Raw genomic sequence first — 23,658 nt, forward strand, 5'->3', positions numbered from 1 at the left:
GGCGCCCTCCCCGGGCGCGTCCATCCGGGTGGCGGGCGCCGGTGGCGGCCGCGGGCGGGCGGCGGGCGGCCGCGGCGGAGCCGGGCGCGGGCGCGGTGCGCGGTGTGCGCGCGGCCGGTCCCCGCCGCCTGGCTACGATGGGCCAGCCGGTGGCTGATCGACCACCCGGCCCGCACACGACCCTCCGGGAAGGCCATGCTGAACAAGTACGCGCGTGCGTTCTTCACGCGTGTTCTCACGCCGTTCGCCGCCCTGCTCATCCGACTGGGCGTGAGCCCCGACGCGGTGACCCTCATCGGCACCGGTGGGGTGGTGGCGGGGGCGCTGGTCTTCTACCCCCAGGGGGAGTTCTTCTGGGGCACGGTCACCATCACGCTGTTCGTCTTCTCCGACCTGGTCGACGGCAACATGGCGCGGCAACTGGGCCGCTCCAGCCGCTGGGGGGCGTTCCTGGACTCCACGCTCGACCGGGTCGCCGACGCGGCGATCTTCGGCGGGCTGGCGCTGTGGTACGCCAGCTACGAGGGGCACAGCATCGCCCTGTGCGCCGTGGCGATCTTCTGTCTGGCGAGCGGGCAGGTGGTGTCGTACACCAAGGCGCGGGGTGAGAGCATCGGGCTGCCGGTGAAGGTCAACGGCCTGGTCGAACGGGCGGAACGCCTGGTGATCTCGCTGGTGGCCTGCGGTTTCTCCGGGCTGCACAAGTTCGGGGTGCCCGGCATCCAGGTGTTGCTGCCCATCGCCCTGTGGATCGTGGCGGCCGGCAGCCTGATCACTCTGATTCAGCGCGTGGTCACCGTGCGCCGTGAGGCGGCGGAGGCGGACGCGGCGACCCTGGCGGGAGGGGGAGACGCCCGGTGAAGGACGAGTTGACCGACGCGCTGTACGGACTGGGGTGGGGCGCGGTCAAGCGGCTTCCCGAACCGGTGGCGGCGCGGCTCGGCCGTGAGATCGCCGATGTCGCCTGGCGGCGGCGGGGCAAGGGGGTGCTGCGGCTGGAGGCCAACCTCGCCCGGGTCGTCCCCGACCCCTCCCCGCCCCGGCTCGCCCGGCTCTCCCGGCTGGGCATGCGCTCGTACATGCGCTACTGGATGGAGTCCTTCCGGCTTCCGGCCTGGAGCCGGGAGCGCATGCGGACCTCCTTCGAACCCGAGGGCCTGCACCACCTGGAGGAGGGGCTGGCCCGCGGCCGCGGCGTGGTGCTGGCCCTGCCCCACATGGGCAACTACGACATGGCGGGTGCCTGGGTGACCTCCCGGCTGGGGGTGCCGTTCACGACGGTGGCCGAGCGGCTGAAGCCGGAGTCGCTCTACGACCGCTTCGTCGCCTACCGCGAGGGGCTGGGCATGGAGGTGCTGCCGCATGCCGGCGGCTCGGCCTTCGGCACGCTCTCGCGGCGGCTGCGGGCCGGCGGGCTGGTCTGCCTGGTGGCGGACCGGGACCTGTCGGCGCACGGCATAGAGGTGAAGTTCTTCGGGGAGGCCGCCAAGATGCCGGGCGGGCCGGCCCGGCTGGCGGTGCAGACCGGTGCCGTGCTGCTGCCGGTGACCCTCTGGTACGACGACTCGCCGGTGATGAAGGGGCGGGTGCACCCGCCGGTGGAGATGCCGGAGACGGGCACCCGGCCGGAGAAGGCCGCCGTCATGACCCAGGCCCTGGCGGACGCCTTCGCCTCCGGCATCGCCGAGCACCCCCAGGACTGGCACATGCTCCAGCGCCTCTGGCTCGCCGACCTTCCCCGGCAGGGCGGCGCCCCGGCGGGACGGGGCACGGGGGTACCGACGGACACCGGGACGACGGGTACGGGGGCGACAGGCCCGGGGACGATGGACACCGGGACGACGGGTACGGGAACGACGACGGGCACGGGAACGGGGACGCCGTGAAGATCGGGATCGTCTGTCCGTACTCGTGGGACGTGCCCGGGGGCGTCCAGTTCCACATCAGGGACCTGGCCGAGCACCTGATCCGGCTGGGGCACGAGGTCTCCGTGCTCGCCCCCGCGGACGACGAGACCCCGCTGCCCCCCTTCGTCGTCTCCGCCGGCCGGGCCGTGCCCGTGCCGTACAACGGCTCGGTGGCCCGGCTCAACTTCGGCTTCCTGTCGGCCGCGCGCGTCCGCCGCTGGCTGCACGAGGGCGACTTCGACGTCATCCACATCCACGAACCCACCTCTCCCTCGCTGGGGCTGCTCGCCTGCTGGGCCGCCCAGGGCCCGATCGTCGCCACCTTCCACACCTCCAATCCGCGCTCGCGGGCCATGATCGCGGCCTATCCGATCCTCCAGCCGGCGCTGGAGAAGATCAGCGCCCGGATCGCGGTCAGCGAATACGCCCGCCGGACCCTGGTCGAGCACCTGGGCGGGGACGCGGTGGTCATCCCCAACGGCGTCGACGTGGACTTCTTCGCCCGCGCCGAGCCCCGGCCCGAGTGGACCGGCAACGGCCACGGCCCCGACGGCCCCCCGGACCCGGACCGCCCGGCGACCATCGGATTCATCGGCCGGATCGACGAGCCCCGCAAGGGCCTGCCCGTCCTGATGCGCGCCCTGCCGAAGATCCTCGCCGAGCGCCCCGGGACCCGGCTGCTGGTGGCCGGCCGCGGTGACGAGGAGGAGGCCGTCGCTGCACTGCCGCCCGAGGCCCGGGGGGCCGTGGAATTCCTCGGCATGGTCAGTGACGAGGACAAGGCCCGTCTGCTGCGCAGCGTGGACGTCTATGTGGCGCCCAACACCGGCGGCGAGTCCTTCGGCATCATCCTCGTCGAGGCCATGTCGGCGGGGGCACCCGTCCTCGCCAGCGATCTGGACGCCTTCGTCCAGGTCCTCGACCGGGGCGCGGCCGGGGAACTGTTCGCCAACGAGGACTCCGAGGCGCTGGCCGCGGCGGCCCTGCGGCTGCTCGGGGACCCGGGCCGGCGGGCCGAGCTGAGCAAGCGGGGCAGCGCCCACGTGCGGCGCTTCGACTGGGCGACGGTCGGAGCCGACATCCTCGCCGTCTACGAGACGGTGACCGCGGGAGCCGCGTCCGTCGCCACGGACGAGCGGACGGGGCTGTGGGCGCGGTGGGGGCTGGCCCGCGACTGAGCGCGGCCGGGGGCCCTCCGGCCGCGGACGGCCCGGGGCCCCGGGCCTCCAAGACCGGTGCGTGCCGGGTGCGCCCCGCCGGGTGCGCACCCTCGCCCCACCTCAACTCCGGGCTCGGGCCCGGGCCTTGACGCCGGATCCTGACGCCGGGCCCGGACCCGGGCTCTGATCCTGGGTCCTGATCCCGGGCCCTGACCCCGGGCCCTGACCCCGGGCCCCATCTCCCCCCGACCCCGCGCGCCCGCTCCGGGCCTCAACTCCGGGAGGGATCCGGCGCCGTCCCCGGCACCGGCGGCTCCCCGGTCGCCTCCGCCGTCAGGCCGAACAGCGGGACGCCGTGCCGCTCCCGGAACCGCCGGCTGCGCCGGACGGTGGCTATCACCACCAGCGCCAGGATCCCCAGCGACTGGGAGCGGCCGATCACCGGCACCACGTCCACGGGGAGGGACACCGCCTCCACCACGCTCAGCGCCGCGTCCAGCAGCTCCGCCGCGCCCCACAGCAGGGTCAGCGAGCGCAACGCCCGCCGGAACTCCGGATCGCGCCGCCAGCGCCGCTCGGCCGATTCGTCCGCCGTGGCCGAGCGCAGCTGCCGGCCGAACTGGAAGGCGAACGGCCGGGCCGCGAGCAGGGTGCCCGCGATCCACAGCCCCAGCACCGCCGGAAGCGCGGCGTCCTTGAGCAGCAGCACCCTGGGATCCCCGCTGATCAGCGAGGTGACGGCGGAGACGAGGAGCAGGACGACCACCAGCAGGTCGAAGAAGCGGGCCCGCCGGTGGCGGACGGCCTCGACCACGGCCTGTATGACGGGAGGAACGCTGCTCAGCAGCAGCGCCTGCCACTGGGCGACGCCCTGCCAGCGCAGCACGTAGTAGAGCGCCAGGGGCAGGGCCACCGCGACGCCCAGCGTCGGGATCAGCGTGGTGACGACGGTGGTGACCACGGCGCGCCGGGCGCGCGGTGCTTCGGCTTGCACGGTCGGTTGCACGGTAGGACTTCCCCTCGCCTCGCCGGTGGCCACGGGCCGTCGCTCCCCCCGTGGGAACGGCCGTGACCTGCCACCCATGACGCTACGGAGCAGGCGGGTGGAGGCGGATCGGAGCCAGGGTCGATTCTTCCGGCGGCCGTCCACCCGGCCTCCACCCGAGGGTGGACGGGGCGGGGAAACGGGGCCGGTACTGTGGCCCGGCGTGACAGGTTCTCTGTGGATCTCCTTCTGGATCGTCGCCGCCCTGGTCCTCGTCGGCGTCTACCTCAGCTGGACCGCCGGGCGGCTGGACCGGCTGCACAGCCGTATCGACGCCGCGCGGGCCGCGCTCGACGCGCAGTTGCTGCGCCGCGCCTCGGTCGCCCAGGAGGTCGCCACCGCGGGCGTCCTCGACCCGGCCGCCTCGATCGTCCTCTACCAGGCCGCGCACGCCGCCCGGCAGGCCGAGGAGGAACAACGGGAGGTCGCCGAGAGCGAGTTGAGCCAGGCGCTGCGCGCGGTGTTCGCCGAGGCCGCGCAGGCGGCGGCCGTCCGGGAGGCGCCCGGCGGCGAGGAGTCGCTGGGGGAGCTGGACCGGGCGGTGCGCCGGGTGCCGATGGCGCGGCGCTTCCACAACGACGCGGTGCGCGCGGCGCGCGCGGTGCGGCGGCACCGGGTGGTGCGCTGGTTCCGGCTGGCCGGGCACGCCCCCTTCCCGATGGCCTTCGAGATGGACGACGAGCCGCCCGCGGCCCTCGACGGCCGCGCGGCCCGCTGACGGCCGTCCCCTCACCACGGTCGGCGGATCACCACTGATCGGCGGATCACCGGGGGTCGTGGAACGCCACGGGCCGGCGGAACACCACGGGCCACCGGGACGGCCGCGAGCGGCTCCCGCACCGGCCGCGCACGGCGGGCCGCCGGGATGCGGCAGTGGGGCCCGGCCCCGGCCGGAGAGGGCCGGGACCTCCGGACCGGGCCGCCCCTGCAGGCCACCGGCCCCGAATTGGCCCTTTTCCCGCACCGGCCGGGCGGCTTTGATGACGCTGCGGCGCCACTGCCCGGACGCCGCAGCATCACCGCCCTGGATAGTGAGGTCACATCGTGTCCACCCCCAGCACGCTCCCGAACCCCGAGACCGGCACCGCACGCGTCAAGCGCGGCATGGCCGAGCAGCTCAAGGGCGGCGTGATCATGGATGTCGTCACCCCCGAGCAGGCCAAGATCGCCGAGGACGCCGGCGCGGTCGCGGTGATGGCGCTGGAGCGGGTGCCCGCCGACATCCGCAAGGACGGCGGCGTGGCCCGCATGTCCGACCCGGACATGATCGAGGGGATCATCAACGCCGTCTCCATCCCGGTCATGGCCAAGTCCCGCATCGGCCACTTCGTCGAGGCCCAGGTCCTGCAGTCGCTGGGCGTGGACTACATCGACGAGTCCGAGGTGCTCACCCCGGCCGACGAGGTCAACCACTCCGACAAGTGGGCGTTCACCACCCCCTTCGTCTGCGGTGCCACCAACCTCGGTGAGGCCCTGCGCCGCATCGCCGAGGGCGCGGCCATGATCCGTTCCAAGGGCGAGGCCGGCACCGGGAACGTCGTCGAGGCCGTCCGCCACCTGCGCCAGATCAAGAACGAGATCGCCAGGCTGCGCGGCTTCGACAACCACGAGCTCTACGCCGCGGCCAAGGAGCTGCGCGCCCCGTACGAGCTGGTCAAGGAGGTCGCCGAGCTGGGCAAGCTGCCGGTGGTCCTCTTCTCCGCCGGTGGCGTCGCGACCCCGGCCGACGCCGCGCTGATGCGCCAGCTCGGCGCCGAGGGCGTCTTCGTCGGGTCGGGCATCTTCAAGTCCGGCGACCCGGCCAAGCGGGCGGCGGCCATCGTGAAGGCGACCACCTTCTACGACGACCCCAAGATCATCGCGGACGCCTCCCGCAACCTGGGCGAGGCCATGGTCGGCATCAACTGCGACACCCTCCCCGAGACCGAGCGGTACGCCAACCGCGGCTGGTAGTCCGGCCGTTCCCCCGGTGGGCGGTCCGCGGTACGGGCGGACCGTCCACCGGGCCGTTCCACCCCTCGTACGACAAGAGAGGCAGTGACCCCGTGTCCACCCCCACCATCGGCGTCCTCGCCCTCCAGGGCGACGTCCGCGAGCACCTGGTGGCCCTGGCCGCCGCCGACGCGGTGGCCCGGCCCGTCCGGCGTCCGGAGGAGCTCGCGGAGGTCGACGGCCTGGTGATCCCCGGCGGCGAGTCCACCACCATGTCCAAGCTCGCGGTGGTCTTCGGGATGCTGGAGCCGCTGCGCGAGCGGGTGCGCTCCGGGATGCCGGTCTACGGCACCTGCGCCGGCATGATCATGCTGGCGGACAAGATCCTGGACGGCCGTGAGGACCAGGAGACGCTGGGCGGCATCGACATGATCGTGCGCCGCAACGCCTTCGGCCGGCAGAACGAGTCCTTCGAGGCGGCCGTGGAGATGGCCGGCGTCGCGGGCGGTCCCGTGGAGGGCGTCTTCATCCGGGCCCCCTGGGTCGAGTCCGTCGGTGCGCGGGCCGAGGTGCTGGCCGTCCACGACGGCCACACGGTGGCCGTGCGCCAGGACCACGTGCTGGCCACGTCCTTCCATCCGGAGCTGACCGGGGACCACCGGGTGCACGCCCTGTTCGTGGAGATGGTGCGCGCCGCGCGTACCTGAGATCCCGGTAGGATCTCAGTCGTTCGTTTCAAGATTGGGTTACGCGAAGGAGACAGGCTGATGTCCGGCCACTCTAAATGGGCTACGACGAAGCACAAGAAGGCCGTGATCGACGCCAAGCGCGGCAAGCTCTTCGCGAAGCTGATCAAGAACATCGAGGTCGCGGCCCGCATGGGCGGTGCCGACCCGGACGGTAACCCGACGCTCTACGACGCCATCCAGAAGGCCAAGAAGCAGTCGGTTCCGAACAAGAACATCGACTCCGCGGTCAAGCGCGGTGCCGGCCTGGAAGCGGGCGGCGCCGACTACGAGACGATCATGTACGAGGGCTACGGCCCCAACGGCGTCGCGGTGCTCATCGAGTGCCTCACCGACAACCGCAACCGCGCCACCGGTGACGTCCGCGTCGCCATGACCCGCAACGGCGGCTCGATGGCCGACCCGGGCTCGGTGTCCTACCTCTTCAACCGCAAGGGCGTCGTGATCGTCCCCAAGGGCGAGCTCACCGAGGACGACGTGCTCGGCGCGGTCCTGGACGCCGGTGCCGAGGAGGTCAACGACCTCGGCGAGAACTTCGAGGTCATCAGCGAGGCCACCGACCTGGTCGCGGTCCGCACCGCCCTCCAGGAGGCCGGCATCGACTACGACTCGGCCGAGGCCAACTTCGTCCCCACCATGCAGGTGCAGCTGGACGAGGACGGCGCCCGCAAGATCTTCAAGCTGATCGACGCGCTGGAGGACAGCGACGACGTGCAGAACGTCTTCGCCAACTTCGACGTCTCCGACGAGGTCATGGCCAAGGTCGACGCCTGAGCCGACCTGCGGGGACCGGCGACGGCCGGTGACGACGACGGGCCGACGGGACGCTTCCCGCCGGCCCGTCGCGCTGTCGGCCCCGCGTGCCGCGGGCCCCGGGCGCCGTCGGTCCGGGGCGTTGTCAGTGCCGGCCGATAGCCTGCCGGAACAGTTGACCGAAGGAGGGGGCGCGATGCGCGTGCTGGGCGTGGACCCGGGTCTGACGCGGTGCGGCGTCGGCGTGGTCGAGGGGACGGCGGGGCGGCCGCTGCGCATGGCCGGCGTCGGGGTCGTGCGGACGCCCGCCGACGCCGACACCCCGGAGCGGCTCGTCCTCATAGAGCGCGGCATCGAGCAGTGGCTCGACGAGCACCGGCCGGAGTACGTCGCCGTCGAGCGCGTCTTCAGCCAGCACAACGTCCGCACGGTCATGGGCACCGCCCAGGCCAGCGCGGTCGCCATGCTGTGCGCCGCCCGCCGCGGACTGCCCGTCGCCCTGCACACCCCCAGCGAGGTCAAGGCCGCCGTCACCGGCTCCGGCCGGGCCGACAAGGCCCAGGTGGGCTCCATGGTCACCCGCATCCTGCGGCTGGCCGCGCCCCCCAAGCCGGCGGACGCGGCCGACGCGCTCGCCCTGGCCATCTGCCACATCTGGCGCGCCCCGGCCACCGGCCGCCTCCAGCAGGCCGTCGCCGCCCACCGCCGCGCCACCGCTCCCGTCCGCCTCCCGAAGGGCATCCGATGATCGCCTTTGTCTCCGGTCCCGTCGCGGCCCTCGCCCCCGACACCGCCGTCGTCGAGGTCGGCGGCGTCGGCATGGCCGTCCAGTGCACCCCCGGCACCCTCGCGCGGCTCACGGTCGGCGAGCCCGCCCGCCTGGCCACCTCCCTCGTCGTCCGGGAGGACTCGCTGACCCTCTACGGCTTCGCCGACGACGACGAGCGGCAGACCTTCGAGCTGCTCCAGACCGCCAGCGGCGTCGGCCCCCGCCTCGCCCAGGCGATGCTCGCCGTCCACTCCCCGGACGCGCTGCGCCGCGCCTTCGCCGCCGGCGACGAGAAGGCGCTCACCGCCGTGCCGGGCATCGGCAAGAAGGGCGCCCAGAAGCTGCTGCTGGAGCTCAAGGACCGGCTCGGCGCGCCCGTCGGCGGCGGCACCGCGGCCGTCGCGTCCGCCGCCCCGGCCGCCGCCGCGGGCTGGCGCGACCAGCTGCACACCGCCCTCGTCGGCCTGGGGTACGCGCCCCGCGAGGCGGACGGCGCCGTCGAGGCGGTGGCCCCGCAGGCCGAGGCCGTGGCCGCCGAGGGCGGCACCCCCCAGGTGGGACAGCTGCTGCGAGCGGCGCTGCAGTCGCTCAACCGGGCCCGCTAGCCGGCCGCCCGCCCGCGCACCGGGGCGCCCGCCCGTGCACCGACGACGCAACGAACCGTGAGGACACCCGTGAACTGGAACGACGAGTCCGACCGCGTGGTCGCCGCCACCGCCGACGGCGACGACCACGCCGTCGAAGCCGCCCTGCGGCCCAAGGACCTGGGCGAGTTCGTCGGCCAGGAGCGCGTGCGCGAACAGCTCGACCTGGTGCTGCGCGCCGCCCGCGCCCGCGGCGCCACCGCCGACCACGTCCTGCTCTCCGGCGCCCCCGGCCTCGGCAAGACCACCCTCTCGATGATCATCGCGACGGAGATGGGCGCCCCGATCCGCATCACCTCCGGCCCCGCCATCCAGCACGCCGGCGACCTCGCCGCGATCCTCTCCTCCCTCACCGAGGGCGAGGTCCTCTTCCTCGACGAGATCCACCGCATGTCCCGGCCCGCCGAGGAGATGCTCTACATGGCCATGGAGGACTTCCGGGTCGACGTCGTCGTCGGCAAGGGCCCCGGCGCCACCGCCATCCCCCTCGAACTGCCGCCCTTCACCCTCGTCGGCGCCACCACCCGCGCCGGCCTGCTGCCCCCGCCGCTGCGCGACCGCTTCGGCTTCACCGGCCACATGGAGTTCTACGCCCCCGCCGAGCTCCAGCGCGTCATCCACCGCTCGGCCGGCCTGCTCGACGTGGTCATCGAGGAGGAGGGCGCGGCCGAGATCGCCGGCCGCTCCCGCGGCACGCCCCGCATCGCCAACCGCCTCCTGCGCCGCGTCCGCGACTACGCCCAGGTGAAGGCGGACGGGGTGATCACCCGCGAGATCGCCGCCCACGCCCTCCAGGTCTACGAGGTGGACGGCCGGGGGCTCGACCGGCTCGACCGGGCCGTGCTCACCGCCCTGCTCAAGCTCTTCGGCGGCGGTCCCGTCGGCCTTTCCACGCTGGCCGTGGCGGTCGGCGAGGAGCGGGAGACCGTCGAGGAGGTCGCCGAGCCCTTCCTGGTCCGCGAGGGACTGCTGGCCCGCACCCCCAGGGGCCGGATCGCGACCCCGGCGGCCTGGGAACACCTGGGGATGCAGCCGCCGCAGCAGGTCACCAGGGGTGCGGGCACGGGCGCGGGCCAGGGCGACCTGTTCGGCGAGTGACGGCGCGGAGACTGGTCGGCCCAGGAACCCGGGTGCCATGCTGGGCGTTGTTCCATAGGCGCGGACTCGCTTAGACTCCGCCGATGCCGTCCCTACCGGCGGCAGACCACCCCCGTAGACCAGGCCGCACCCCCAAGCGGTCGTGTGAAGGAAACCCCGTCCCGTGAATCTCGTGACTCTTCTGCCGTTCATCGTGCTCATCGGGGCCATGTTCCTGATGACCCGGTCGGCCAAGAACAAGCAGCGCCAGGCTGCCCAGATGCGCGACCAGATGCAGCCGGGCACCGGTGTGCGGACGATCGGCGGCATGTACGCCACCGTCAAGGAGGTCAGCGAGGACTCGGTCCTCCTCGAGGTCGCCCCCGGCGTCCACGCGATCTACGCGAAGAACGCCATTGGCGCCGTCCTCGAGGACGAGGAGTACAACCGCATCATCCACGGCATCGAGAACGCCGGCGAGGAGAGCCCGGCCGTGCCGGACGACATCTCCTCGCTGACCGAGGCCGGTGAGGCCGCCGAGGGCGAGAAGAAGATCGACCTCGGCAAGGGCGCCGCTCCCGAGGACGCCGAGCCCCGGAAGACCGCTGACGCGGACGAGGCCGAGCCCAAGGACGGCAAGAAGGACGGCGGCTCCGACGCGAAGTAGCCCCAATCGGCGGACCGTGACGCACCACCGCTCGGTGCGTCACGGTCCGCTGACGGTCTAGGCTCCGGCGGGGGGCACGTCCCCACAAACTTCGTGGCCGCCCGGCGAACACCTGACGCCCGGCGGTTGGACAGGGAGAAACGACAAGGTGGCAGCACCGAAGAAGGGCCGCAGGTCCCCGGGCGGCCAGGGCAGGCCGGGCAGAGTCCTGGCCTTCATCCTGATCGCCATGGTGGCGCTCGTCGGGGGGATGTTCGCCTCCGGGCACACGACACCGCGACTGGGCATCGACCTCGCGGGCGGGACGAGCTTCACGCTCCAGGCGAAGAACCAGCCGGGCAAGCCCAACGCGATCACGACGACCAACATGAACACGGCCGTCGGCATCATCGAGCGCCGCGTCAACGGCCTCGGCGTGTCCGAGTCCGAGGTCCAGACGCAGGGCAAGAGCCACATCATCGTGAACATCCCCAAGGGGACGAACGCGAAGCAGGCCCGCGAGCAGGTGGGCACCACCGCCCAGCTCGCCTTCCGCCCCGTGCTCATGGCGGCCCCCGCCGGCAAGCTCCCCGAGCCCACGCCCAGCGCCTCGAACGGCAAGGACAAGGGCGACAAGGACAAGGGCGACAAGGGCAAGGACAAGGACGACAAGAAGGGCAAGCCGTCCGGCACGCCCACGGCGTCCTCCCCGTCGGCCACCCCCTCGGGCAAGCACACCCAGGGCCGCGCCGTCACCGAGGCGCTGAAGGCCCCGCAGGCGCCCAAGCCCACCCCCACCCCGACGCCCTCCGGCGGCGCGGCCGCCGGCGACCTGCAGAAGCAGTTCGCCGCGCTCGACTGCGCCACGCCGAAGGGCCGCGCCGACGCGGCGAAGGCCGCCACCCTCGCCAAGCCGGGCGACGACGTCGTCGTCTGCGACAAGGACGGCCAGGAGAAGCTGCTCCTCGGCGCCGTGTCGATCGAGGGCGTGGACGTCACCGAGGCCAAGGCCGCCTTCGACACCCAGCGCGCCACCGGCTGGCAGGTCCAGCTGAAGTTCAACGGCAGCGGCGCCAAGAAGTTCGCCGACGTCACCGGCAAGCTCGCGGCCAAGCCCGAGGGCCAGAACCGCTTCGCGATCGTCATGGACGGCCAGTCCGTCTCCGCCCCGCGGGTCAGCTCGGCCATCCCCGGCGGCAGCGCCGAGATCAGCGGCAACTTCACCCAGTCCAGCGCCCAGGACCTGGCCAACATCCTGTCCTACGGCGCCCTGCCGCTCTCCTTCGACATCGTCACCGAGACGACCGTCAGCGCCGCCCTCGGCGGCGAGCAGCTGCGCGCCGGCCTGATCGCCGGTGCCATCGGCCTCGCGCTCGTGATCGTCTACCTGGTGGTCTACTACCGCGGCCTCGCGCTCGTCGCCCTCGCCAGCCTCGCGTGCTCGGCCGTCCTCACCTACACGATCATGGTCCTGCTGGGCCCGGCCATCGGCTTCGCGCTGAACCTGCCGGCCGTCTGCGGTGCCATCGTCGCGATCGGCATCACCGCCGACTCGTTCATCGTCTACTTCGAGCGCATCCGCGACGAGATCCGCGAGGGCCGCACCCTGCGCCCGTCGGTCGAGCGCGCCTGGCCGCGCGCCCGGCGGACGATCCTCGTCTCGGACTTCGTCTCCTTCCTGGCCGCCGCGGTGCTCTTCCTCGTCACCGTCGGCAAGGTCCAGGGCTTCGCGTTCACCCTCGGACTGACCACGCTGCTCGACGTCGTCGTGGTCTTCCTCTTCACCAAGCCGCTGATGACGCTCCTCGCCCGCCGGAGGTTCTTCGCCAACGGCCATCCCTGGTCCGGACTGGACCCCAAGCGGCTCGGCGCCAAGCCGCCGCTGCGGGCCTCCCGCCGTCGCCCCTCCGCCACCCGTGACCCGAAGGAGGCTTGAGATGTCACGACTCGGCACCCTCGGCGCCCGGCTCTACCGAGGCGAGGTCGGCTACGACTTCGTCGCCAAGCGGAAGATCTGGTACGGCATCTCGATCCTCATCACCATCACGGCCATCGTGGGCCTGGCGGTGCGCGGCCTGAACATGGGCATCGAGTTCTCCGGCGGCGCGATCTTCAACACGGACAAGACGTCGGTCTCGGCCGAAGCGGCCAAGCAGACCGCCCAGCAGGCGTCGGGCCACACCGCGGTGGTCCAGAAGACCGGTGAGGGCAAGCTGCGCATCCAGGTCAGCGAGCTGAGCCCGGAGCAGTCCCGCACCACCCAGCAGGCCCTGGCCAAGAAGCTGGACGTCTCGCCCGACAAGATCAACACCGATATCGTCGGCCCCAGCTGGGGCGACGAGATCGCCAACAAGGCATGGATGGGCCTCGCCATCTTCATGCTCCTCGTGGTGATCTACCTCGCCATCGCCTTCGAGTGGCGCATGGCCATCGCCGCCCTGGTCGCGCTGATCCACGACCTCACCATCACCGTGGGCATCTACGCCCTGGTCGGCTTCGAGGTCACCCCGGGCACCGTGATCGGTCTGCTCACCATCCTCGGTTACTCGCTCTACGACACCGTCGTCGTCTTCGACGGCCTGAAGGAGAGCGCCAAGGACATCACCAAGCAGACCCGCTTCACCTACAGCGAGATCGCCAACCGCAGCCTCAACGGCACCCTGGTGCGCTCCATCAACACCACGGTCGTCGCGCTGCTGCCGGTCGCCGGCCTGCTGTTCATCGGCGGCGGCTTCCTCGGCGCGGGCATGCTCAACGACATCTCCCTCGCGCTGTTCGTCGGCCTCGCCGCCGGCGCCTACTCCTCGATCTTCATCGCCACCCCGCTGGTCGCCGACCTCAAGGAGCGCGACCCGCAGATGAAGGCCCTCACCCGCCGGGTCGAGGCCAAGCGGGCCGCCCGGTCCGCCAAGGCCGACCCCTCGCAGGACGAGCAGGAGCCGGTGGACGAGGAGCCGCAGGACGCGCCCCCCGCGGGCGTCGTGGGCCAGCGCCGTCAGTCCGAGAGCCGCAAGGGGAAGCGCCGATGACCCTCCAGCACACCGAAGGCGCCGACGAGGCCCTGCGCGAGCTGCTGCTCGGCCGGATCGTCGACGTCCCCGACTACCCCAAGCCGGGCGTGGTGTTCAAGGACATCACCCCGCTGCTCGCCGACCCCGAGGCGTTCACCGCCCTCACCGAGGCGTTCGCCGCCCTGTGCGAGCGCCACCGGGTGGACAAGATCGTCGGCCTGGAGGCCCGCGGCTTCATCCTCGCCGCACCCGTCGCCGTCCGCGCCGGCATCGGCTTCGTCCCCGTCCGCAAGGCCGGCAAGCTGCCCGGCGCCACCCTGCGCCAGGCGTACGACCTGGAGTACGGCACGGCCGAGATAGAGATCCACGCCGAGGCCCTGGGCCGCGGGGAGCGCGTCCTCGTCATCGACGACGTGCTCGCCACCGGCGGCACCGCCGAGGCGTCCCTCCAGCTCATCCGCCGCGCCGGCGCCGAGGTGGCGGGCGTCGCGGTCCTGATGGAGCTGGGCTTCCTCGACGGCCGGGCGCGCCTGGCGGACGCCCTGGGCGGCGCCCCCCTCGACGCCCTGATCCGGGTCTGACGGACGCGGAGCGGCACTCGGAAGCGGGCCCCGGGAGAACCCCGGGGCCCGCTTCGCGCGTCCTTGACGCCGCCGGGCGGGAGGCACCTTCCCGGCCCGGATCGATACCATGGCAGTCCGGACCTGATCGGGGGCCGGACCCCGCATGAGGAGTGCTCTTGCCAGACAAGGCCCAGCCGCTCTCCCCCGGGCTTCGCCCGGGCGGACACCCCGCCGCACAGCCCGGCACACCCGCACCCGAGGCCGCGCCGGCCCCGGGCACGCCCGCGGCCGGCCCCGGGCGGCCGGGCACCACCGGGCAGGAGCCCGCACGCCCCACGCCCCCGCCGAGCGCCCCCGCGCGCTCCGCCTCCTCCAGCCGGGTCCGCGCCCGCCTCGCCCGCCTCGGCGTCCAGCGGCAGAGCCCGTACAACCCCGTCCTCGAACCCCTGCTGCGCATCGTCCGCGGAAACGATCCGAAGGCCGACGCCTCCACCCTCCGCCAGATCGAGCGCGCCTACCAGGTGGCCGAGCGCTGGCACCGCGGCCAGAAGCGCAAGAGCGGCGACCCGTACATCACGCACCCGCTCGCCGTCACCACCATCCTCGCCGAGCTGGGCATGGACCCCGCCACCCTGATGGCCGGGCTGCTGCACGACACCGTCGAGGACACCGAGTACGGGCTCGACACCCTGCGCCGCGACTTCGGCGACCAGGTCGCGCTGCTCGTGGACGGCGTCACCAAGCTGGACAAGGTCAAGTTCGGCGAGGCGGCCCAGGCGGAGACGGTCCGCAAGATGGTCGTCGCCATGGCCAAGGACCCCCGCGTCCTGGTCATCAAGCTCGCCGACCGCCTGCACAACATGCGCACCATGCGCTACCTCAAGCGGGAGAAGCAGGAGAAGAAGGCCCGCGAGACGCTGGAGATCTACGCCCCGCTGGCGCACCGGCTGGGCATGAACACCATCAAGTGGGAGCTGGAGGACCTCGCCTTCGCGATCCTCTACCCCAAGATGTACGACGAGATCGTCCGCCTGGTCGCCGAGCGCGCCCCCAAGCGCGACGAGTACCTGGCGATCGTCACCGACGAGGTCCAGGCCGACCTGCGCGCCGCCCGCATCAAGGCGACCGTCACCGGCCGCCCCAAGCACTACTACAGCGTCTACCAGAAGATGATCGTCCGCGGCCGGGACTTCGCGGAGATCTACGACCTGGTGGGCATCCGCGTCCTCGTCGACACCGTCCGCGACTGCTACGCCGCCCTCGGCACGGTGCACGCGCGGTGGAACCCGGTCCCCGGCCGGTTCAAGGACTACATCGCGATGCCCAAGTTCAACATGTACCAGTCGTTGCACACGACGGTCATAGGGCCCAGCGGCAAGCCCGTCGAGCTGCAGATCCGCACCTTCGACATGCACCGCCGCGCCGAGTACGGCATCGCCGCGCACTGGAAGTACAAGCAGGAGGCCGTCGCCGGCGCCTCCAAGATCCGTACGGACGTGCCGAAGAACGCCGGCAAGAACCAGGACACCGTCAACGACATGGCCTGGCTGCGGCAGTTGCTCGACTGGCAGAAGGAGACGGAGGACCCGGGCGAGTTCCTGGAGTCCCTGCGCTTCGACCTCTCGCGCAACGAGGTCTTCGTCTTCACGCCCAAGGGCGACGTCATAGCGCTCCCGGCCGGCGCGACCCCGGTCGACTTCGCCTACGCCGTGCACACCGAGGTCGGCCACCGCACCATAGGCGCCCGCGTCAACGGGCGGCTGGTGCCGCTCGAATCCACCCTGGACAACGGCGACTTGGTGGAGGTCTTCACCTCCAAGGCGCCCGGCGCCGGCCCCTCGCGCGACTGGCTGGGCTTCGTCAAGTCCCCCCGCGCCCGCAACAAGATCCGCGCCTGGTTCTCCAAGGAGCGCCGCGACGAGGCGATCGAGCAGGGCAAGGACGCCATCGCCCGCGCGATGCGCAAGCAGAACCTGCCCATCCAGCGCATCCTGACCGGCGATTCCCTGGTCACCCTCGCGCACGAGATGCGCTACCCCGACATCTCCTCGCTCTACGCGGCCATCGGCGAGGGCCACGTGGCGGCGCAGGGCGTGGTGCAGAAGCTCGTCCAGGCGCTCGGCGGGGAGGACGCGGCCACCGAGGACATCGAGGAGTCCGCGCCGATCCGCACCCGCGCCAAGCGCCGCTCCTCCGCCGACCCGGGCGTCGTCGTCAAGGGCGTGGACGACGTGTGGGTCAAGCTGGCCCGCTGCTGCACCCCCGTCCCCGGCGACCCCATCATCGGCTTCGTCACCCGCGGCAACGGCATCTCGGTCCACCGGGCCGACTGCGTCAACGTCGACTCGCTCTCCCAGCAGCCGGAGCGCATCATCGACGTCGAGTGGGCGCCCACCCAGTCGTCGGTCTTCCTCGTCGCCATCCAGGTGGAGGCGCTCGACCGCTCGCGGCTCCTGTCGGACGTCACCCGGGTCCTGTCGGACCAGCACGTCAACATCCTCTCGGCGGCCGTGCAGACCTCCCGCGACCGGGTCGCGACCTCCCGCTTCACCTTCGAGATGGGCGACCCCAAGCACCTCGGCCACGTCCTCAAGGCCGTCCGCGGGGTGGAGGGCGTCTACGACGTCTACCGCGTGACGTCGGCCCGGCGGCCGTAGAACGGACGATGGCCCCGGCGAACGCCGGGGCCATCGTCGTCAGCCGGGCGACCTCAGCCGCCGAACTCCTCCAGGCCCTTCAGCGCCTGGTCCAGCAGGGCCTGCCGGCCCTCCAGCTCCTTGGCCAGCTTGTCGGCCTTGGCGTCGTTGCCCGCCGCCCGGGCCTTGGCGATCTGGTCGCGGAGCTTGTCCACCGCGTCCTGGAGCTGCCCGGTCAGACCCGCCGCGCGGGCCCGGGCCTCCGGGTTCGTCCGCCGCCACTCGGCCTCCTCGGCCTCCTGGATGGCGCGCTCCACCGCGTGCATACGGGCCTCGATCTTCGGCCGGGCGTCCCGCGGCACATGACCGATGGCCTCCCAGCGCTCGTTGACCGAACGGAACGCCGCCCGGGCCGCCTTGAGGTCGGTGACCGGCAGCAGCTTCTCCGCCTCGGCGACCAGCTCCTCCTTCAGCGCCAGATTGCCCTGCTGCTCGGCGTCGCGCTCCGCGAACACCTCGCTGCGCGCCTGGAAGAAGACGTCCTGCGCGCCGCGGAAGCGGGCCCACAGCTCGTCCTCCGCCTCGCGCTGGGCACGGCCGGCGGCCTTCCACTCGGTCATCAGGTCCCGGTACCGCGCGGCGGTCGCACCCCAGTCCGTGGACCCCGACAGCGCCTCCGCCTCGGCGACCAGCTTCTCCTTGACCTTGCGGGCCTCCTCGCGCTGCGCGTCCAGCGACGCGAAGTGCGCCTTGCGCCGCTTGGAGAACGCCGAGCGGGCGTGCGAGAAGCGGTGCCACAGCTCGTCGTCCGTCCTGCGGTCCAGCCGCGGCAGGCCCTTCCAGGTGTCGACGAGGGCCCGCAGCCGCTCGCCGGCCGACCGCCACTGCTCACTGGCCGCCAGCTCCTCGGCCTCCGCGACGAGCGCCTCCTTGGCCGTACGGGCCTCCTCGGCCTGCTTCGCCTTGGCCGCCCTGCGCTCCTCGCGGCGCGCCTCGACGGTGGCGACCAGCTGGTCCAGCCGCTCCCGGAGCGCCTGCAGGTCGCCGACCGCGTGGTGCTCGTCCACCTGCGTGCGCAGGTGCTCGATCGCGGTCATCGCGTCCTTGGCCGACAGGTCCGTGGTCCTCACCCGGCGTTCGAGGAGGCCGATCTCCACGACCAGGCCCTCGTACTTGCGCTCGAAGTAGGCGAGGGCCTCCTCGGGGCTCCCCGCCTGCCACGAGCCGACGACCTTCTCGCCGTCGGCGGTACGCACGTACACCGTCCCCGTCTCATCGACGCGGCCCCACGGGTCGCTGCTCACAGCGCCTCCTCCACATGATGCCGGGGCCGGTTCGCGGCCCGCGCGCATCGTCCACAGTTGTCCCGGCAGGGCCGCGCCCCGCCCGGTCCGGCGGCTTGATCCATTGACTGCCGATCGGTGCTGTCCGGGTGCCCCGCAGCCGCCGGGAGCAGGCACCCCGCACAACGCCAACATAGGCGAACGGTGGCCCGGCTGTCCGTATCCCGCGACCGAAATTTCGCCCTCCGGCCGCGGGCGCGGACAGCCGTCCGCCGCTCAGGACTTGCTGACCGTCGCCTTGTCGATGACGGCCGTCGCGTTGGGCGTACCGTCGGCACCGCCGCCCTGCGCACCGGCGTCCGCGATCTTCTTGAGCGTCTTCCTGCCCTCGGCGCCGATCGTGCCGAGCGGCGTGTAGTCCGGCTTGAGCGGACTGTCCTTGTAGACGAGGAAGAACTGGCTGCCGGTGGAGTGCGGCGCGGCCGTCTTCGCCATGGCGACCGTGCCCGCGGGGTAGATCTTCATGCCGGCCTTCTTCAGCTCCGGGTCCGAAGGCTCCTTCAGCACCGGGTCCTTGAGGTTCTCCTCGGCCAGTGTGTAGCCGGGCCCGCCCTGGCCGTTGCCCTGCGGGTCGCCGCACTGCAGCACGTAGATCCCCGAGCCCTCGCCGGTGAGGCGGTGGCACCTGGTGTGGTCGAAGTACCCCTGCGCGGCGAGGAAGTTGAAGGAGTTGACCGTGTGCGGGGCCTTCGCCGCGTCCATCGTGATGTCGATGGTGCCGCAGGTGGTCTTGAGGTTCATCGCGTACGTGGCCGACTTGTCGACCGTCATCTCCGGCTCCGACTTCCACTGCTTGGTGGTGGGGGAGCCGGGGGCCGGCTTGGCGCAGGGGTCCGGGCCCTTGGTGGGGGTCGGCAGGCCGGACGGGGCGGCGTCGGCGGAGGTCCTGCCGCCGTCGTCCCCGCCGCCCAGGGCGCCGCTCGCGTAGGCGGTGGCACCGGCGGCGATCACCACGGCGAGGCCGGCCGCGATCGCCGCGTTCCGGCGCCGGGCCTTGCGGCGCGCCGCCTCGCGGCGCTGCTGCTGCCGCTCGTACTTCTCCCGGGCGAGCTGCCGCCGCCGCTGCTCGTTACTGACCACCGGGTCGTCTCCTCGTGCTTCTCGTCGTCGCTCGTCCGTGGTGGGCCGCGTGTTGCGAGTGTGCCCGTACCGTATACGGGTTCGCGGCCGCGCACCCGCCGCCGGTAGGCTCTGAACCGGCCGGGATACGGAAAGGGCGCGCCCGCCGGACCCCCGCCGCGTCGATACAGGCCGACATTTAAGGACGAACGTGCTGATTGCCGGGTTCCCCGCCGGGGCCTGGGGGACCAATTGTTATCTGGTCGCCCCCGCCGCGGGCGAGGAGTGCGTGATCATCGACCCGGGCCACCAGGCCGCGCCGGGAGTCGAGGAGACGCTCAGGAAGCATCGGCTCAAGCCCGTCGCCGTCGTCCTCACCCACGGCCACATCGACCACGTCGCGTCGGTGGTGCCCGTCTGCGGCGCCCACGACGTCCCCGCCTGGATCCACCCCGCGGACCGCTACATGATGAGCGACCCCGAGAAGGCGCTCGGCCGGTCCATCGGGGCGCAGCTCCTGGGGGAGCTGACGGTGGGGGAGCCGGACGACCTCAGGGAGCTCTCCGATGGCAGCACGCTGGAGCTGGCAGGGCTGGAGTTCTCCGTCGCGCACGCGCCGGGCCATACCAAGGGGTCGGTGACCTTCAGGATGCCCGAGAGCCCCGAGATCCCCTCGGTGTTCTTCTCGGGCGACCTGCTGTTCGCCGGCTCCATCGGACGCACCGACCTGCCGGGCGGTGACCACGCCGAGATGCTCGAATCGCTGGCCCGTGTCTGCCTGCCGCTCGACGACTCGACCGTGGTCCTCTCCGGCCACGGCCCCCAGACGACCATCGGCCGGGAGCGCGCCGCCAACCCGTATCTCCGCGAGGTGGCCGCCGGCCAGGGAGCCGGATCCCCGGCTCCGCGACGAGGAATGTGACGAAAGCTTCCGTGAGCACCTTCAAGGCCCCCAAGGGCACCTACGACCTCCTGCCCCCCGACTCGGCGACCTACCTCGCCGTGCGCGAGGCGATCTCCGCGCCGCTCAGGCGCGCCGGCTACGGCTACGTCGAGACGCCCGGCTTCGAGCAGGTCGAGCTGTTCTCCCGCGGCGTCGGCGAGTCCACCGACATCGTGACCAAGGAGATGTACACCCTCACCACGCGCGGCGGCGACCAGCTCGCGCTGCGCCCCGAGGGCACCGCCTCCGTGCTGCGCGCCGCGCTGGAGGCCAACCTCCACAAGGCCGGCAACCTGCCCGTCAAGCTCTGGTACTCCGGCTCGTACTACCGCTACGAGCGCCCGCAGGCCGGCCGTTACCGCCACTTCTCCCAGGTCGGCGCCGAGGCCATCGGTGCCGAGGACCCGGCGCTGGACGCCGAGTTGATCATCCTGGCCGTCGACGCCTACACGTCGCTGGGCCTGACCAACTTCCGCCTGCTGCTCAACTCGCTGGGCGACAAGGAGTGCCGTCCCGCCTACCGGGCCGCGCTCCAGGAGTTCCTGCGCGGGCTCGACCTGGACGAGGACACCCGCCGCCGCATCGAGATCAACCCGCTGCGGGTCCTCGACGACAAGCGCGAGTCCGTCCAGAGGCAGCTCGTCGGCGCCCCGATGCTGCGCGACCACCTCTGCGAGGCGTGCAAGGAGTACCACGAGCGGGTCCGCGAGCTGCTGACCGCCGCCGGCGTCGCCTTCGAGGACGACGAGAAGCTCGTCCGCGGCCTCGACTACTACACGCGCACCACCTTCGAGTTCGTCCACGACGGCCTGGGCTCGCAGTCCGCGGTGGGCGGCGGCGGCCGCTACGACGGGCTCTCCGAGATGATCGGCGGCCCGGCGCTGCCGTCCGTCGGCTGGGCGCTCGGTGTGGACCGCACCGTGCTGGCGCTCAAGGCCGAGGGCGTCGAGCTCCAACTCCCGGCCCCCACCCAGGTGTACGCGGTGCCGCTGGGCGAGGAGGCCCGCCGGGCGCTCTTCGGCGTGGTGACCGAGCTGCGCCGGGCCGGCGTCGCCACGGACTTCGCCTTCGGCGGCAAGGGCCTCAAGAACGCCATGAAGTCGGCCAACCGCTCGGGCGCCCGCTTCGCGCTGGTCGCCGGCGAGCGGGACCTGGCCGAGGGCGTGGTGCAGCTCAAGGACCTGGAGAGCGGTGAGCAGCGGGCCGTGGCCCTCGACACCGTTGTGGGTGAAGTCCTTTCGGCCCAGGGCTGACGCACAGGCCCCTGGTGCACAATGGGCCCGCAACGGCCTACTGATGGGATCGACACCGTTATGACGACTTCGGCACTCGACCGCTCCGACACCGACGACGCGGAGCGGGGCGTACCCGCCACCGGGGCGGTCGGTGCCGGCCGCGGGTTCGCGTGGCTGCTGGTGATCACCGGAGCGGCCGGGCTGCTGGCCTCGTGGGTCATCACGATCGACAAGTTCAAGATCCTCGAGGCCAAGGTCGACGGGAGGACCTTCACCCCCGGCTGCAGCCTCAACCCCGTCGTCGCCTGCGGCAACATCATGGAGAGCGCCCAGGCCAAGGCGTTCGGCTTCCCCAACCCGATGCTCGGGCTGGTCGCCTACGGCGTGATCGTCGCCGTGGGCATGGGGCTGCTCGCCGGGGCCCGCTTCCGCCGCTGGTACTGGCTGGGCATGGAGGCCGGCTGCCTCTTCGGCGTCGGCTTCGTCACCTGGCTCCAGTACCAGTCGCTGTACGTCATCGGCTCGTTGTGCCTGTGGTGCTGCCTGGCCTGGGTCGCGACGATCGTCATGTTCTGCTACGTGACCGTGCAGAACGTCCGGCACCGCTTCATCCCGCTGCCGGACGGGGTGCGGCGTGCGGTGCTGGAGTTCCACTGGGTGGTGCCGGTGCTGTGGATCGGGATCATCGGGCTGCTGATCCTCACCAACTGGTGGTCGTTCTGGACGGGCCAGTCCTGATCCGTTCGGCGGTTCGACCGGCTGTCAGTGGGGTGGCTTAGGGTTTCCGTGTGGAGCCCGACCTGTTCACCGCAGCCGCAGAGGACCGCCAGGAGAAGGATCCGGCGAGCAGTCCGCTGGCCGTCCGCATGCGCCCCCGCACCCTCGACGAGGTCGTGGGGCAGCAGCATCTGCTGAAGCCCGGTTCGCCCCTGCGGAGGCTGGTGGGGGAGGGCAGCGGCGGCCCGGCCGGGCCCTCCTCGGTGATCCTGTGGGGGCCGCCCGGCATCGGCAAGACGACGCTGGCGTACGTCGTCAGCCAGGCCACCAAGAAGCGCTTCGTGGAGCTGTCGGCCATCACGGCCGGGGTGAAGGAGGTGCGGGCCGTCATCGACGGCGCCCGCCGTGCCTCCGGCGGCTACGGCCAGGAGACCGTCCTCTTCCTCGACGAGATCCACCGCTTCAGCAAGGCCCAGCAGGACTCCCTGCTGCCGGCCGTGGAGAACCGCTGGGTCACCCTCGTCGCCGCCACCACGGAGAACCCGTACTTCTCCGTGATCTCCCCCCTCCTCTCCCGCTCCCTCCTGCTCACCCTCCAGGCGCTCACGGACGACGACCTGCGCGGGCTGCTGTACCGGGCGCTCACCGACGAGCGCGGCCTCGCCGGGGCCGTCACGCTCTCCGAGGACGCGGAGGCGCACCTGCTGCGGATCGCCGGCGGCGACGCGCGGCGGGCGCTGACCGCCCTGGAGGCGGGGGCCGGGGCGGCGATCGCCAAGGGCGAGACGGAGATCGGCCTCCAGACGCTGGAGGAGGCGGTCGACCGGGCCGCGGTGACCTACGACCGGGACGGCGACCAGCACTACGACGTGGCCAGCGCGCTGATCAAGTCGATCCGCGGTTCGGACGTCGACGCCACCCTGCACTACCTCGCGCGGATGATCGAGGCGGGGGAGGACCCGCGGTTCATCGCCCGGCGGCTGATGATCTCGGCCAGCGAGGACATCGGCCTGGCGGACCCGACCGCCCTGGCGACGGCGGTCGCGGGCGCGCAGGCGGTGGCGATGATCGGCTTCCCCGAGGCGCGGATCACCCTCTCCCAGGTGGCCATCGCGCTGGCGCTCGCGCCCAAGTCCAACGCGGCCTATCTCGCGATCGACGCGGCGCTGGCCGATGTGCGGGCGGGGCTGGCGGGGCCGGTGCCGGCGCACCTGCGGGACGGGCACTACAAGGGGGCGGAGAAGCTGGGGCACGGCCAGGGGTACGTCTACCCCCACGACCTGCCCGGCGGGATCGCCGCGCAGCAGTACGCGCCGGACGCGGTGCACGGGAAGCGGTATTACGAGCCGACGCGGTACGGCGCGGAGGCGCGGTACGCGGATGTGGTGGAGCGGGTGCGGGGGCGTCTGAAGGGGGAGTGAGCCCCGGACGGGCTGCTTCCGGCCCGTCCCGGGGGGAGCCCCGAGGACCGA

At 72.5% G+C, this 23,658-nt stretch carries 22 protein-coding genes; 19 read left to right on the top strand and 3 right to left on the bottom strand.

Annotation, left to right across the window (positions count from 1 at the left end):
- The first annotated feature begins 195 nt into the window (after nucleotides 1–195).
- Genes pgsA through AC230_RS23870 form a run of 3 tightly spaced genes read left to right on the top strand, consistent with a single transcriptional unit; the run spans nucleotide 196 to nucleotide 3,085 of the window.
- Nucleotides 196–861: a phosphatidylinositol phosphate synthase gene (gene pgsA / locus AC230_RS23860; RefSeq protein WP_049718377.1), complete on the top strand. Its 666-nt coding sequence runs from the start codon at nucleotides 196–198 to the stop codon at nucleotides 859–861.
- Nucleotides 858–1,886, top strand: coding sequence for a phosphatidylinositol mannoside acyltransferase (locus tag AC230_RS23865; protein WP_078871531.1), 1,029 nt, complete (start codon nucleotides 858–860; stop codon nucleotides 1,884–1,886). The genes pgsA and AC230_RS23865 overlap by 4 nt, the downstream gene beginning before the upstream one ends.
- Nucleotides 1,883–3,085, top strand: a complete 1,203-nt coding sequence (locus AC230_RS23870) for a glycosyltransferase family 4 protein (RefSeq protein WP_049718378.1) — start codon at nucleotides 1,883–1,885, stop codon at nucleotides 3,083–3,085. Before AC230_RS23865 ends, AC230_RS23870 begins: the two co-directional genes overlap by 4 nt.
- Before the next feature lie 253 nt (nucleotides 3,086–3,338).
- Here the strand turns inward: AC230_RS23870 and AC230_RS23875 are convergent, their stop codons facing one another.
- Complete coding sequence (locus AC230_RS23875) at nucleotides 3,339–4,061, bottom strand: VC0807 family protein (protein ID WP_053161391.1); 723 nt, start codon at nucleotides 4,059–4,061, stop codon at nucleotides 3,339–3,341.
- A 214-nt stretch (nucleotides 4,062–4,275) separates the two neighbouring features.
- Here AC230_RS23875 and AC230_RS23880 point away from each other — a divergent pair, with 214 nt between their 5' ends.
- From AC230_RS23880 to AC230_RS23935, 12 genes are all read left to right on the top strand, one after another.
- A complete protein-coding gene (locus tag AC230_RS23880) occupies nucleotides 4,276–4,830 on the top strand; it encodes a hypothetical protein (protein WP_049718379.1) in 555 nt (184 codons plus the stop codon).
- 323 nt (nucleotides 4,831–5,153) lie between these two features.
- Nucleotides 5,154–6,065 carry a pyridoxal 5'-phosphate synthase lyase subunit PdxS gene (gene pdxS / locus AC230_RS23885; RefSeq protein WP_049718380.1) on the top strand — a complete coding sequence of 304 codons (912 nt, stop codon included), beginning with the start codon at nucleotides 5,154–5,156 and terminating at the stop codon, nucleotides 6,063–6,065.
- A 92-nt stretch (nucleotides 6,066–6,157) separates the two neighbouring features.
- The gene (pdxT, locus tag AC230_RS23890) at nucleotides 6,158–6,751 is read left to right on the top strand and encodes a pyridoxal 5'-phosphate synthase glutaminase subunit PdxT (RefSeq protein ID WP_049718381.1); all 594 of its coding nucleotides are present in this window, start codon (nucleotides 6,158–6,160) and stop codon (nucleotides 6,749–6,751) included.
- 60 nt (nucleotides 6,752–6,811) lie between these two features.
- Nucleotides 6,812–7,564, top strand: coding sequence for a YebC/PmpR family DNA-binding transcriptional regulator (locus AC230_RS23895; RefSeq protein ID WP_049718382.1), 753 nt, complete (start codon nucleotides 6,812–6,814; stop codon nucleotides 7,562–7,564).
- Between the two features lie 175 nt (nucleotides 7,565–7,739).
- Nucleotides 7,740–8,291, top strand: coding sequence for a crossover junction endodeoxyribonuclease RuvC (gene ruvC / locus AC230_RS23900; RefSeq protein WP_049718383.1), 552 nt, complete (start codon nucleotides 7,740–7,742; stop codon nucleotides 8,289–8,291).
- Nucleotides 8,288–8,917, top strand: a complete 630-nt coding sequence (gene ruvA / locus AC230_RS23905) for a Holliday junction branch migration protein RuvA (protein WP_049718384.1) — start codon at nucleotides 8,288–8,290, stop codon at nucleotides 8,915–8,917. Before ruvC ends, ruvA begins: the two co-directional genes overlap by 4 nt.
- Before the next feature lie 69 nt (nucleotides 8,918–8,986).
- A complete protein-coding gene (gene ruvB, locus AC230_RS23910; protein WP_049718385.1) occupies nucleotides 8,987–10,054 on the top strand; it encodes a Holliday junction branch migration DNA helicase RuvB in 1,068 nt (355 codons plus the stop codon).
- A gap of 163 nt (nucleotides 10,055–10,217) precedes the next feature.
- The gene (gene yajC, locus AC230_RS23915) at nucleotides 10,218–10,700 is read left to right on the top strand and encodes a preprotein translocase subunit YajC (RefSeq protein WP_049718386.1); all 483 of its coding nucleotides are present in this window, start codon (nucleotides 10,218–10,220) and stop codon (nucleotides 10,698–10,700) included.
- A gap of 148 nt (nucleotides 10,701–10,848) precedes the next feature.
- Nucleotides 10,849–12,615 carry a protein translocase subunit SecD gene (gene secD, locus AC230_RS23920; protein ID WP_049718387.1) on the top strand — a complete coding sequence of 589 codons (1,767 nt, stop codon included), beginning with the start codon at nucleotides 10,849–10,851 and terminating at the stop codon, nucleotides 12,613–12,615.
- A 1-nt stretch (nucleotide 12,616) separates the two neighbouring features.
- Complete coding sequence (gene secF, locus AC230_RS23925; RefSeq protein ID WP_049718388.1) at nucleotides 12,617–13,708, top strand: protein translocase subunit SecF; 1,092 nt, start codon at nucleotides 12,617–12,619, stop codon at nucleotides 13,706–13,708.
- The gene (locus AC230_RS23930) at nucleotides 13,705–14,271 is read left to right on the top strand and encodes an adenine phosphoribosyltransferase (protein ID WP_049718389.1); all 567 of its coding nucleotides are present in this window, start codon (nucleotides 13,705–13,707) and stop codon (nucleotides 14,269–14,271) included. Before secF ends, AC230_RS23930 begins: the two co-directional genes overlap by 4 nt.
- Nucleotides 14,272–14,429: 158 nt before the next feature.
- On the top strand, nucleotides 14,430–16,910 hold the full coding sequence (locus tag AC230_RS23935) for a RelA/SpoT family protein (protein WP_049718390.1): 2,481 nt from the start codon (nucleotides 14,430–14,432) through the stop codon (nucleotides 16,908–16,910).
- A 53-nt stretch (nucleotides 16,911–16,963) separates the two neighbouring features.
- Here the strand turns inward: AC230_RS23935 and AC230_RS23940 are convergent, their stop codons facing one another.
- Nucleotides 16,964–18,193 (bottom strand): DUF349 domain-containing protein, encoded by a 1,230-nt coding sequence (locus tag AC230_RS23940; RefSeq protein ID WP_049718391.1) that lies wholly within the window; start codon nucleotides 18,191–18,193, stop codon nucleotides 16,964–16,966.
- 255 nt (nucleotides 18,194–18,448) lie between these two features.
- On the bottom strand, nucleotides 18,449–19,312 hold the full coding sequence (locus tag AC230_RS23945; RefSeq protein ID WP_049718392.1) for a peptidylprolyl isomerase: 864 nt from the start codon (nucleotides 19,310–19,312) through the stop codon (nucleotides 18,449–18,451).
- 190 nt (nucleotides 19,313–19,502) lie between these two features.
- Here AC230_RS23945 and AC230_RS23950 point away from each other — a divergent pair, with 190 nt between their 5' ends.
- Genes AC230_RS23950 through AC230_RS23965 form a run of 4 tightly spaced genes read left to right on the top strand, consistent with a single transcriptional unit; the run spans nucleotide 19,503 to nucleotide 23,607 of the window.
- Nucleotides 19,503–20,213, top strand: coding sequence for an MBL fold metallo-hydrolase (locus AC230_RS23950; protein WP_049718393.1), 711 nt, complete (start codon nucleotides 19,503–19,505; stop codon nucleotides 20,211–20,213).
- Between the two features lie 11 nt (nucleotides 20,214–20,224).
- On the top strand, nucleotides 20,225–21,487 hold the full coding sequence (hisS, locus tag AC230_RS23955; protein ID WP_049718394.1) for a histidine--tRNA ligase: 1,263 nt from the start codon (nucleotides 20,225–20,227) through the stop codon (nucleotides 21,485–21,487).
- Nucleotides 21,488–21,547: 60 nt separating this feature from the next.
- On the top strand, nucleotides 21,548–22,207 hold the full coding sequence (locus AC230_RS23960) for a vitamin K epoxide reductase family protein (protein WP_049718395.1): 660 nt from the start codon (nucleotides 21,548–21,550) through the stop codon (nucleotides 22,205–22,207).
- Nucleotides 22,208–22,257: 50 nt separating this feature from the next.
- On the top strand, nucleotides 22,258–23,607 hold the full coding sequence (locus AC230_RS23965; RefSeq protein WP_049718396.1) for a replication-associated recombination protein A: 1,350 nt from the start codon (nucleotides 22,258–22,260) through the stop codon (nucleotides 23,605–23,607).
- Nucleotides 23,608–23,658: the final 51 nt, after the last annotated feature.

It is taken from the genome of Streptomyces caatingaensis (genome assembly GCF_001187435.1).
Taxonomy (GTDB): Bacteria; Actinomycetota; Actinomycetes; order Streptomycetales; family Streptomycetaceae; genus Streptomyces; species Streptomyces caatingaensis.